Genomic DNA, 11,510 nt, shown 5'->3' on the forward strand with positions numbered 1-11,510 from the left:
TTCTAATGACTAAATTGAAAACATATTTCGTTTTTTTTCTTTCGTTTATCAGTGTATATGCAATTGCACAACAGAACAGGCAAAAAGTTTTTGTTGTAAAAGACTACGGTGCTATTGGTGATGGTCAGACCGATGATGCAGCGGCTATTCAAAAAACCATTGATGCCTGCAATGCAGCAGGTGGTGGAACGGTGTTATTTACTGCTCCATTTGTATATATGGCGAGTCCGTTCAGTGTCAAGTCGAATATTGAAATGCATATACAAGGTGGAGCAAAGATCCTTGCTAACCCTGATGAGAAGGTTTATACTAAAAGTGCATTTCGTCAAAACCCCGGCGAAGGAACCATTTGGATTGGGGGAGAGAACGTTGAGAATTTCACTATCAGTGGTAATGGTGAAATCGATGGCAATGGTATTTCGTTCATGGGCGCTGAGTTGGAAGACTCTTATGAACTGAAGCCGTTTAGTGAGCTTGATCCCCGTCCGCATGTATTAACGATTATCGGAGGGAAGAATATTCGCATCAGGGATCTGAAGATCGGCAACTCCGCTTATTGGACTATTCACCTGGTCGGTTGTGACGATGTGGTGATTTCAGGAATCACTTTGCTCAATAGCTTAAAGGTTCGCAATAGCGATGGCATTGACCTTGATCATAGCAAAAACGTCCGCGTCAGCGATTGCTATATTGAAAGCGGGGATGATTGCATCTGTTTGAAGAACCGCAGGGAATATGAAGAGTTTGGGCGTTGTGAAAACATAACAGTTACCAACTGCACGATGACGTCAAGAAGCTGTGCTATTAAAATTGGTTCAGAAAATATGGATACCATCAGGCAGGTCTTATTCAATAATTGTATTATCAAAAAAAGCAACCGGGGTGTGGGTATTCAAAACAGGGATGAAGGCGTGGTGAGTGATGTAATATTTTCCAATATGATCATTGAAGGCCATTTGTTCAGTGATGTATGGTGGGGAAAAGCGGAGCCGATCTATGTGACAGCTTATCGCCGGGCAAAGATCAATCATAAAGATGCCAACTGGCGTTTTCCGAAAGGTGCAACGGAAGGCAGGGTGGGTGAGGTAAAGAATATTTATTTTACCAATATCAAATGCACCAGCGAAAACGGGGTATATGTCAGCGCCGAATCAGCTGATAAGATTTCAACTATTGTTTTTGACAACGTCGATATTTTTATTGATAAAACAACTTCCATAACCGGAGGCGTATATGACCGCCGGCCTGCTCATGTCGAAGGATTTGTAAAAGGAAAAACATCCGGGTTTTATTTTGATAAGGCAAATGCTATAATAGTGCGCAACTGTTCGGTGAATTGGGGAAATAACAAGCCTGGTTATTTTGCTCACGCAATGGAAAGCTACCGGGTGGCATCACTAAATGTAACTGCTTTGCAGGGGAATGCCGCATTTCCGGGTAAGGTAAAGCCCAGGTTGGTAAAATAAAAAGCTGGCTAAAAAGTATTTTCCCGCAAAACTACCAGCCGATCGAGACGTCCCAACATCTTTAACCAACTAGGATGTGCCCCGGTTTTCTTCGCCAGTGATGTGTCGACAGTTTGATGCAATGTTACTATTGTCTTGCCATCTTCTTCGGCGAAACTAACCGTTACTAATGTTTCCTGGGGCCAGTCAGGATCCATTTCAGCTGCAATAGCTGAGATGCTGTTGCCTTCCTCATCAGCGATGATGGATGAATAAACGATCCGTTCGGGTGCGATGATTTCTTTATATACTCCTTTGCTCCAGCATTCACCAAATTCGGGATTATAAATGCAGGCATGATAACCACCGCCGGTGCGGATATCAAGTGTTTTGAATTCGACGATGCAGCCATCCGGTGCATACCAAAGTGGCAGAAGCGAAGGATCTGTCCATGCCTTAAAGACCAGTTCTCTTGGTGCAGCTATGCTATACCGGATTAATACATCATTTTTACCGACAGCATTTTTATTTTCCTTTTCCATGTTTAATTTTTTTAGTAGTAGATGATTTTTTTTTCTGCATATCTTTTACCAACCTGTCCAGTTTAGTGAATCGTTGAATCCATAGTTTTTTAGATTGCTCGGCCCAGGTAGTGATTTCATCGAGCTTTTCCGGCTGAATATCACAATAACGTTCCCTTCCTTCCTGCCTGATGACGATAAGACCCGATTCCGCCAGTAGTTTGATATGCTGAGAAATAGCGGGTCTGCTCATATCAAAATTTTCAGCTATGCTGTTTAGATTGAGCGATTGCTTCGCTACAAGACTAATGATCTCTCTTCGCGTCGGGTCGGCTATGGCCTGGAAAACATCTCTTGGCATAATTTCAGTTTATGATACGTAAGTAAATACTTACATAAAAGTATAGGTAAGTATTTACTTACCAAAATTTTTTTTCGCACAGCATTTGCCTGCTGTAATTTTAAGATTCAATTCACGTTCCGGTATATAATGATTGAAATAATAAACTTTGATAAAGCGGTTGATTTAAACCGGCCGCGGCGAATCCGAAAATATGTACTTATATGGTGCGCTTCCGGCAAGGCGGCAATTGTGGTGGATGAAAAGGAGTTTAATCTGGAGGCCAACAGTGTAATTACAATAACTTCGGGTCAGGTACATTATTTCAAAGACCGGCCTGAAGCAGAGGGATTTGTTCTCGAATTTACATATGATTTTTTCTGTAAAGACGATAACGATATTGAATTGATTTTTCATAACAGTTTGTTTTGTCATTTTGCCATGAATGAGGTAATAGCTTTGGGAGACAGTGAGGTGGTTGAAATGGAACTTAAACAAATAGACCAGGAATTAGCTGAGCAACCTTACCAATACCTCGTTTCTGTGCATAGCCGGCTGAAATTAATATTAGTTGAAATAAATCGTGTTAAGATCAGGCATGGTGGTGAAATATATAAGCCCGATGCGTTATTCCTGAAATTCCTGGAAGCTATTCGTGATAACTTTGAACATAACTATCCGGTATCACAGTTTGCGAAACTGCTGGGAACAACCGAGCTCAAACTAAACGAACATGCAAAATTGCACACCGGCCGAACGGCTCAAAGTGTTATCTATGGATTGGTTGCAGCCGAAGCCAAACGTCTGTTGACCTATGAAAATTTATCGGTTAAGGAGGTAGCCTATAAGCTCGGCTTTAATGACCCTTTTTATTTCTCCAACTTTTTTAAAAAGCATGTGAATATTTCTCCTAAAGCCTACCAGGAAAAATTTGCGTTATAGGATTTTGTATTAACACCATTATTGTATTTCGATTTCCCGGATTTTACATGCTTTTCCCACGATTCTCTATTCTTTAGGCTGGGGCTGCAAGCTACTTTTGATTCATCAAACGAAAATTAAAAACGATGAAAAAAAGAATTGATTTTAACAGCGTGCAACCAGCAGCTTATGATGCGCTGGATGCTTTAGACCAGTTTGTAAATGCTTCTTCCATCGATGCCGAACTCAGGGAACTTATCAGGATCAGGGCCTCGCAAATTAATGGCTGCTCTTATTGTGTTGATGCCCACTCATGGGATGCGAGGAATGCAGGGGTGCCGAACCAAAAGATCTTTCTGGCGGGTGCGTGGCGGGAGGCGGGTGATATTTTTTCGGCAGAAGAGCGACTGGTATTTCAAATGACTGAAGAAATCACCCTCATTCATCAACAGGGACTCAGTGAGCTGGTGTATGAAAGCGCTATTTCGCTTTTTGGTGAAGAAAAGACTGCACAGATCATTATGGCAATTATCACCATCAATGCATGGAATCGTATTGGAGTATCTACTCAGCTAAGGCCTGCGAAAAGAAATCTCTCAACAGCTAAATCGGTATAACATGAAATGAGCCATGATCCGCCGCGGCTGATCACCAAATACCGGGACTATTTAGCGAACCTGTCTGCCGACAGGCAAGATTCTATATGACTAAAAACAATAACAAATAAACGTATGAAAACTTCCATTATTGATTATATCACCAAAACAAGTGTTGCCGAATGGCAACCGCTGGTGGAGGAAGGAGTAGATACAACCGGAATTTACGTGAAGATTCTTCGCTTTGATGAACAGCAGAAGAGGCCACCCAGCATTCTGCTGAAATTCGAACCGGGCGCAAAATATCCTTATCACAATCACCCCGGTGGCGAAGAATTGTTTGTCTTAAGCGGAACTTGCCGGGTAAATGAAACCGAATTAAATGCAGGAGATTATCTCTATACTCCTCCCGGCTTTAAGCATGCCGTTAAATCGGACCTGGGATGCGAGTTAGTGCTGATAATTCCGGAGGAAGTAGAAATAGTAGGGTACTGAGCTTACGGATGAATAGATTTAAATAAAAAACCCTGCAAACAACTTGCAGGGTTTTCGTGCCCGGGACTGGAATCGAACCAGCACATCCTTGCGAACGGCAGATTTTGAGTCTGCTGCGTCTACCAATTCCGCCACCCGGGCTTTTTCAGCTCCGCTCAAAACGGGTTGCAATATTACGGCTTTCCCGGTAATTGCCGGCGGTGAATTTCAAATATTTTTTTAAATAACGTTTATCTGCAACAGCTCTTTTTCGGCAATAGTACCTTTCTAACCAGGCTCCACAATTTTCTAAATAAATTCATATACAGGATGAAGGTTGAGAGTTAATAAATTATCCCGGTAAACCCGAATTTAAAGCTGGCAATGATACTTCTGCCTGTCCCGAATTTTAAAATTACATTTGCCCTTCTTAAATCGATTGCAAATGTACGACTATGACAAGGATAGGACTTATTAAGGAAGGAAAAGTTCCGGCTGACAACCGCGTTGCTCTTACCCCCGCCCAATGCAAATGGATACACAAAAATGCTTCACATGTTAAGATTGTGGCGCAGTCATCTCCCGTAAGATGTTTTACTGATAAGGAATATATTTCCGCCGGTGTCGAAATAAGAGAGGATCTTTCTGATTGTGATATTTTGCTAGGCATAAAAGAAGTGCCAATCAACCAGCTCATTCCCGGTAAGACGTATTTGTTTTTTTCGCATACCAAAAAGAAACAGCCATATAACCAGCAATTGTTGCGGGCCATATTAGACAAAGGCATTCGCCTGGTAGATTACGAGTGCCTGGAACATGATGATGGGCAGCGGATCATCGGCTTTGGTTTTTTTGCCGGCGTAGTAGGAGCTCATAATGGCATTATGGCCTATGGCAACCGGACCGGTTTGTACAAATTGGAAAGAGTGTATAAGCAAAGAAGCTTCCGCGAGTTAATACACACTTATTTTGGCCTTAAGTTGCCAAATGTAAAAATCGTAGTGGCAGGATCAGGCCGGGTAGCACATGGCCTGCTTGAGATTATGAACCTGATGGGTATCCATGAAGTTGAGCCTGAAGATTATCTTATCCGGCGGTTTGCCTACCCGGTTTACACACAATTAAAAGGAGCTGACCTGTATGAGCATAAGAAAACAGGAAAATATAACCGGCAGGATTTTCATGATCACCCGGAAGAATATCGTTGTAAATTTTTGCCCTATGCGGCGCAAACGGATATTTTAATGAACGGTGTGTATTGGGATAAAACTGTTCCGAGACTGTTTGAAAAAAATGATGTGAAAGCGGACGATTTCATCATTCAGACAATCGCAGATATTACCGATGATGCTGATGGCTCTGTGCCCATCAATGCAGGCGATCAAACTATTGAAGATCCTATTTATGGAATCGATAGAACTACGTTACAAAAAACAGCTCCTTATTTACCCAATTCAATTGATATTATGGCCGTAGGCAATTTGCCAAATGAATTGCCGCGGGATGCTTCCCGCTACTTTGGTGAGCAATTAATAAAATATGTTCTGGATGATCTCGTCAAGGGTGGTTCTCTCATTATTCAAAGAGCAACAATGACGGAAGACGGACAACTGACAGAGCCATATATGTATTTGAAAGACTATGCCGAAGGAAAGTTGATTGTAAGCGGTTAGGTGTTTACGCTTGCTAAAGATGAAGATAATAATCCTTTAGAAGCCGGATAAACCCAGGCATGTATTCCTGCTTTTCATCCCGGATGGTTAATTCCGTTGTGGTAGATGGCCCTTCTTTATTTGCTGAATGTTTACCTGAAATCATTATCCGGAAATAATGATGTTGTGTAGATTGTCTTACAAAAGTGATGTGAGAAATAGCCAATTCATTTTTTGCAAAGGCGATGTCAACAGCTTCCTTTCTTTTAAAGGGCTGCAGTAAATAAAACTCACCTCCGGGTGCTAGATTTTTTTTAATGATCGATAAAAGATCATCCAGCAATAGACCTTCGTCGTGATGTGCTTTGTTCTTCTTGCTGTTTTCGGATTTTAGTTCCTTCTCATAAAAAGGGGGATTGCTGATAATGACATCATATAAGTAAGGGGATGAAAATTCTTTTGCATCGCCATAAAAGATGCTTATCCGGCTGTTCCATGACGAATTAGCGATATTTTCTTTGGCTTGTTCAAAAGCATCTTTATCAATCTCAATGGCGTCAAGCTTTATTGCTGAGTTTGCCTGTGCCACCATCAATGATAATAACCCCGTGCCCGCGCCAATGTCAAGCAGCTTTTTCACTTCTTTATTTCCACTCTTCAATTGCTCCGCCACCCAGGCGCCAAATAAACAACCATCTGTCGTTACCTTCATAGCGCAACGGTCCTGGTGAACCAAAAACTGCTTGAACTGGAAATAAGAATTGGCCATCCGGCAATTATTCTTTTATAGTTTCAGTGAATACAAGATGGTTGCCAAATGGATCAATCAGGCATACTTCCCGTGTTCCCCATTCGGTTGTATTGATGCCGGGTTTGAGGTAGCGGTATTCTTTTAGCTGTTTATGAAAATCAGCGACACTGTCCATTTGAATTCTTATTCTTGCCCCGGGGATGCAATCGCCATAGTGCTCAGTCAGATGAATAATAATACCATGTTTTGATACCTGGAAATACAATGGAAAATTTTCACCAAAGCGATGTTCCCAATCAATGGTAAAGCCAAGCCAATCCACATAAAACTCTTTCGCTTTTGCTACATCAAGTATTCGCAGAACCGGGGTAATGGTTTGTATCTTTTCCATATAAAAGGTTTACCATTCAGCTCTTGCCGTTGCACTGACACTAAGATCGGCAAACTGGCCGTCCAGGTATTTGTAATAGCCGGTAATAGCAATCATGGCCGCATTGTCGGTGCAATATTCAAAAGCAGGAATAAAAGTGTCCCACTTATTTTTTTTACCCATTTCTTCAAATGCCTGCCTTAAACCGCTATTGGCTGAAACACCACCTGCCAAACACACATCAGTGACGCCGGTTGTGATGACAGCCTTCTTTAATTTGTTCAGGAGAATAGAAACAATGCGGTGCTGAATGGAGGCGCAGATATCTGCCAGGTTATTATCGATAAATAATTGCTTTTCTTGTTCCGTTGCTTTAAACTCTTCTTTGTACACGAGGCTGGTTCCTGCATTTTGCAAGAAATATAGAATAGAGGTCTTCAGACCGCTGAAACTAAAATTTAATCCCGGTATTTGGGGTTCGGGAAATTTAAAACGGTTGGCGTCGCCTTGTTTGGCATATTTATCGATCAATGGTCCTCCGGGATAGGGGAGCCCCAGCAGTTTCGCCGATTTGTCAAAGGCTTCTCCCGCGGCGTCATCAATGGTTTCACCAATCACTTTCATTGTAGTTGGCGAATCACACAAAACGATTTGCGTATGACCTCCGCTGACCGTAAGGCACAAAAAAGGAAAACGGGGTTTTGGATCGGTGATAAGGTTAGCTAATACATGTGCCTGCATGTGATGCACGGCTATTACCGGTTTGTCCAGCGACAGCGCAAGCGATTTTGCAAACTGGGAGCCTACCAATAATGAACCTATCAGGCCCGGCGACTGGGTGAATGCAATCGCATCCACGGCCTGCAGTTGATCCTGAACGGTAGCCGAAGGATTAGCAACTTTTAGCGCTGCTTCTACTACAGGAACTATATTTTGCATATGTGCCCGGCTAGCCAGTTCAGGTACAACGCCGCCATACTGCTCATGTATTTTTTGCGTAGCAATAATGTTGGATAAAATTTTTCCATCCCTGCAAACGGCTGCTGATGTTTCATCACAGGATGACTCTATAGCGAGAATTAACCCACCCCGCTCCCTAAAGGACGAGCTGTAGGAGTCTGTAAATTGATAATTTCCTTCAGATAGCATTTGGCAAAAATAAATATTTAGGAATCAGGTAAGGAAAGAATGCTGCGATACCCGGATATTACGCAAAAGATAATTTAATACAATACTTGCCGTAGTAAGCTAAAGCCTTCCGCCATTTGGCGGAGAGGTTTGGAGGGTTTTTATTTACTCCTGATCGCAACAACCGGGTCCATTCTTGCTGCCTGCCTGGCCGGAATAAATCCTGCCAGTATACCTACACCAATACAAATAAGAATGGCCAGTATCATATTGTTGGTAGAAATAAATACAGGGAAATCGAGAACATTGGTTAATATCTGGGTGAGAACAAATACAAGGGTAAGCCCAATCAATCCACCGATGATGCAGAGAAAAGCGGACTCCAATAAAAACTCCGTTAGTATCACCCGGTTTTTAGCGCCGATCGCCTTTTTTAAACCGATCTGGCTGGTTCTTTCACGTACTGACACAAACATAATATTGGCCACCCCAAACATTCCTACGATCAATGACAGGGCAGCAATGGCCCAGCCACCAATATTAAGGCTCACAAAGGCTGAACTCACCGACTCACTAATGTCATTAATATCATTGAGTGCAAAATCATCTTCTTTAGTTGGGCTTAGCTTATGGATTGCTCTCATCGTGCCTGTCAGGTCATCTTTTAACGCCTTACTGGTGAGATTATCCTGCCCCTGCACCATGATGATTGGTTGCGATCTTACTTCATTCATCAATGTGCGGGCAAACTTGTAGGGGATAACCACGCTCTGGTCAAAATTCCACCCACCAATCATTTGTTTCCCCTGCTTTTTGATCACACCAACTATCAGGGCCCTTTTGCCACGCACCGTTACTGTTTTATCCACGGCCAATTCCGCCGAGCCAAACAGTTTTTCTGCAATTTCATTTCCGGCTACAACAATATTATTGCCCCTGTCAAATTCAGATTCTGTGATATAGCGGCCATAGCTAATATCGAGTGGTTGTATTTCATGAAATTCTTCGGTAACGCCGTACAAGTTTACGTTGGAGAGTACACTGCCCCCATACTCCACATTGTCGGTGGCGCTGATATTAAAAGCGGCATATTTCGCACTGGCCGTTCTTTCTTTTACCTGGTTTAATTCCTCATATTTTGGCGAAGGCCTGTTTACATATCTCCACCAGGGAAAATTAGGTCCGTCGCCTGCTGTCCAATCCCACTTATCAATATAGATAGTGTTGGTGCCAAGAGAATTGACTTCGTTTTTGATGTTTTGTTCCAGGCTGTTTACGGTAGCCAATACGCCGATAATACAGAAAATTCCGATAGTGATGCCAAACAAGGAAAGAAAGGTGCGGAGTTTGTTTTTCCATAACTCCAGCAAAGCCATTTTAAAACTGCTGACAATAATTTCTATCGTGCGGCGGACCATACTTCAAATTTACTGGATAGTGTTTGAGTGATGACAGAATTTATTTAAATGGTTAAGGTCATAGTCACTCATACTCTTTCCAACAGAGATGACAGCAATAAAAAAAGTTGCCTTTATTGGAGGCAACTTTTATGTTTTTTTCTTTCTTGATTTTAGCGGGGACCGCCACCGATACAAAAGCCGACTTTAATACCCAGGTAGCCATTTTTAGCCTTCATGGTAGCTGGTTCACCGTTATTGTCGTAACCAATAACATCAGTTTTTGGAACAAGGTTATACTCAATACCCAGGCGGAAGTGTTTCATTTCGAAACCACCTCTTATCATTCCTCCAAATTTACTACCGGCGGAAACACCTTCTTGTGTTGAGTTAATCTCAGCACTTGCTAACGAGAAGATACCGGCACCTACTCCGCCAAATGGGCGAAAGGAATAATTGTCGCTAAAGTAGTAATCACCGGTAAGCAAATAAGAGCCTGCTGCTTTTACACTTGCTTCGTTCACGTTGCCTTCCGCATCGTAACCGCTGAAGCGGGCAATAACGGCTGCTTCCATTCGAAGACCAACAGCGAGATTACTGATTACAGCATACTTTGGTTCAACTGCAAATAAAACGCCTCCCTTAGCTCCGGTACCTCCGGGTATCGCATAACCCAGGCTGACGTCTACTTTAAAGGGTTTTAGTTCTGATTCGGATTGTGCACTGGCGGAAAAAGATAAAATAGTTCCTACTGCAAGAATCAACAATTTGTTTTTCATGGCTTGTTTTAAAGTGGTTAAAAAATATGGGATTAAATGTATACTGCCGATTTTTGCAAAACGAATGATGCGGTATCATTTTAATAAAAATGCGTAAGAATACTTTTAAAACGCTGGGTTTTTAACGTGATATATTTTTTTATTCCCATGTTATTGTTTAACTGGTTTATAGAATACAGCTCTTAAAAGATTTTGTTGCTGCTTTGCGATAGAGAAAAGATTTGATAATTTATTGCATGGTGCCATGTCTTAAATTTGGGTTGCGATGCCTGCCGGTCTTTTTATATTACGTCACTGGAAAAAACAAGTACAAGTCTTTCAGCAGAATCTTGCACTGGTAAAAAAGCAAAAACAAACCGAGGCGGTGCATGACCTGCGGGTGGCGGTAAAAAAAATGCGATCCTATCTTAAGTTGTTGAACATAGCCCGGCAGGATAACTACAGTCTTGCGTTTGACGGAACGGAAAAATTATTTAGTGTAATGGGAAAATACCGGGATATCGAAATGGGACTTTACCTGCTTGGGCATTTTGAAAAAGAAAACAATACTTGTTACAAAGTTTTTAACGACTATCTCGCTATTGCCCTTTTACAACAAAGCAAATGGTTGCAGCTTGCTGTTTTGGAATATGATGAAAATGAATTGACCGGACTTACTTACCAGTTGGAACAGGATCTTAAAGATGCGGACAGGGAGGAATTGATGCATCAATTCAAGGTCGTTATTGAAAAGGAGTTTAAAAAGGCTTTGCGGCATGTAAATCACTTCAACCGGGATACACACCAAATACGTAAAATTTTTAAAGACATTTTTTATTGGGTTGAAATCGCACCGGTAAATATGTTGATGGAGGCCGGCCAGGTGAAGAAAATAAAAAAGATTTTAAATAACCTGGGCGACTGGCAGGATCATGAAATGCTTCATCAAAAAATTAAGCATTTCAGAAAAGATTTTGTACCTGATGCACGGGATGAATACCAAACGCTTAAAGATCTTGAAAGCAATATCCTGGGCCAGAAAGAAAAATTGCTGGATAAAGCAAAAGCCATCGCGATATTTTGACAATAATTTTCCCGAATTACCCCGCAAAACTATCTCTGTCCGGTTCTGGATGTCAGGCTTTCAAACCTTAACT

The 11,510-nt window shown here is 41.8% G+C and carries 13 protein-coding genes and 1 tRNA gene; 6 read left to right on the forward strand and 8 right to left on the reverse strand.

The annotated features are described in order from the left end of the window. The first annotated feature begins 5 nt into the window (after positions 1-5). On the forward strand, positions 6-1,466 hold the full coding sequence (locus ACFEL9_RS08195) for a glycoside hydrolase family 28 protein (protein WP_385888215.1): 1,461 nt from the start codon (positions 6-8) through the stop codon (positions 1,464-1,466). 8 nt (positions 1,467-1,474) lie between these two features. Here ACFEL9_RS08195 and ACFEL9_RS08200 read toward each other — a convergent pair whose 3' ends face one another. Together ACFEL9_RS08200 and ACFEL9_RS08205 are read right to left on the reverse strand one after the other, a co-directional pair. Continuing rightward, complete coding sequence (locus ACFEL9_RS08200; protein ID WP_385888218.1) at positions 1,475-1,987, reverse strand: SRPBCC family protein; 513 nt, start codon at positions 1,985-1,987, stop codon at positions 1,475-1,477. Beyond that, positions 1,971-2,327, reverse strand: a complete 357-nt coding sequence (locus ACFEL9_RS08205) for an ArsR/SmtB family transcription factor (RefSeq protein ID WP_385888221.1) — start codon at positions 2,325-2,327, stop codon at positions 1,971-1,973. The genes ACFEL9_RS08200 and ACFEL9_RS08205 overlap by 17 nt, the downstream gene beginning before the upstream one ends. A gap of 129 nt (positions 2,328-2,456) precedes the next feature. On the opposite strand from ACFEL9_RS08205, the gene ACFEL9_RS08210 reads away from it, so the two are divergent. The 3 genes from ACFEL9_RS08210 (at position 2,457) to ACFEL9_RS08220 (ending at position 4,318) form a co-directional block, all read left to right on the forward strand. Then, the gene (locus ACFEL9_RS08210; RefSeq protein ID WP_385888223.1) at positions 2,457-3,248 is read left to right on the forward strand and encodes a helix-turn-helix domain-containing protein; all 792 of its coding nucleotides are present in this window, start codon (positions 2,457-2,459) and stop codon (positions 3,246-3,248) included. Between the two features lie 125 nt (positions 3,249-3,373). Then, positions 3,374-3,844 carry a carboxymuconolactone decarboxylase family protein gene (locus ACFEL9_RS08215; protein WP_385888225.1) on the forward strand — a complete coding sequence of 157 codons (471 nt, stop codon included), beginning with the start codon at positions 3,374-3,376 and terminating at the stop codon, positions 3,842-3,844. 114 nt (positions 3,845-3,958) lie between these two features. Next, positions 3,959-4,318 (forward strand): dimethylsulfonioproprionate lyase family protein, encoded by a 360-nt coding sequence (locus ACFEL9_RS08220; RefSeq protein ID WP_385888227.1) that lies wholly within the window; start codon positions 3,959-3,961, stop codon positions 4,316-4,318. Positions 4,319-4,375: 57 nt separating this feature from the next. On the opposite strand, the gene ACFEL9_RS08225 is transcribed toward ACFEL9_RS08220, so the two are convergent. Further along, positions 4,376-4,459: transfer RNA gene (locus tag ACFEL9_RS08225), tRNA-Leu, on the reverse strand. A 293-nt stretch (positions 4,460-4,752) separates the two neighbouring features. Between ACFEL9_RS08225 and ACFEL9_RS08230 the strand changes: the two genes are divergently transcribed. Further along, positions 4,753-5,970, forward strand: a complete 1,218-nt coding sequence (locus ACFEL9_RS08230) for an NAD(P)-dependent oxidoreductase (protein ID WP_385888229.1) — start codon at positions 4,753-4,755, stop codon at positions 5,968-5,970. A 13-nt stretch (positions 5,971-5,983) separates the two neighbouring features. Here the strand turns inward: ACFEL9_RS08230 and ACFEL9_RS08235 are convergent, their stop codons facing one another. The 5 genes from ACFEL9_RS08235 to ACFEL9_RS08255 form a co-directional block, all read right to left on the reverse strand. After that, the gene (locus ACFEL9_RS08235) at positions 5,984-6,718 is read right to left on the reverse strand and encodes a tRNA1(Val) (adenine(37)-N6)-methyltransferase (protein WP_385888231.1); all 735 of its coding nucleotides are present in this window, start codon (positions 6,716-6,718) and stop codon (positions 5,984-5,986) included. A 7-nt stretch (positions 6,719-6,725) separates the two neighbouring features. Next, positions 6,726-7,091 (reverse strand): glyoxalase superfamily protein, encoded by a 366-nt coding sequence (locus tag ACFEL9_RS08240; protein WP_385888234.1) that lies wholly within the window; start codon positions 7,089-7,091, stop codon positions 6,726-6,728. Positions 7,092-7,100: 9 nt separating this feature from the next. Continuing rightward, positions 7,101-8,219: a tRNA (adenosine(37)-N6)-threonylcarbamoyltransferase complex transferase subunit TsaD gene (gene tsaD, locus ACFEL9_RS08245; RefSeq protein WP_385888236.1), complete on the reverse strand. Its 1,119-nt coding sequence runs from the start codon at positions 8,217-8,219 to the stop codon at positions 7,101-7,103. A gap of 140 nt (positions 8,220-8,359) precedes the next feature. Continuing rightward, complete coding sequence (locus ACFEL9_RS08250; protein WP_385888239.1) at positions 8,360-9,616, reverse strand: ABC transporter permease; 1,257 nt, start codon at positions 9,614-9,616, stop codon at positions 8,360-8,362. A 152-nt stretch (positions 9,617-9,768) separates the two neighbouring features. After that, a complete protein-coding gene (locus ACFEL9_RS08255) occupies positions 9,769-10,374 on the reverse strand; it encodes an outer membrane beta-barrel protein (RefSeq protein ID WP_385888242.1) in 606 nt (201 codons plus the stop codon). A gap of 265 nt (positions 10,375-10,639) precedes the next feature. On the opposite strand from ACFEL9_RS08255, the gene ACFEL9_RS08260 reads away from it, so the two are divergent. Then, entirely contained in the window at positions 10,640-11,437 is a 798-nt protein-coding gene (locus ACFEL9_RS08260) for a CHAD domain-containing protein (RefSeq protein WP_385888245.1), read from the forward strand. Positions 11,438-11,510: the final 73 nt, after the last annotated feature.

Origin of the sequence: Terrimonas alba, assembly GCF_042434975.1 — a bacterium.
In the GTDB taxonomy this organism is placed as follows: domain Bacteria; phylum Bacteroidota; class Bacteroidia; order Chitinophagales; family Chitinophagaceae; genus Terrimonas_B; species Terrimonas_B alba.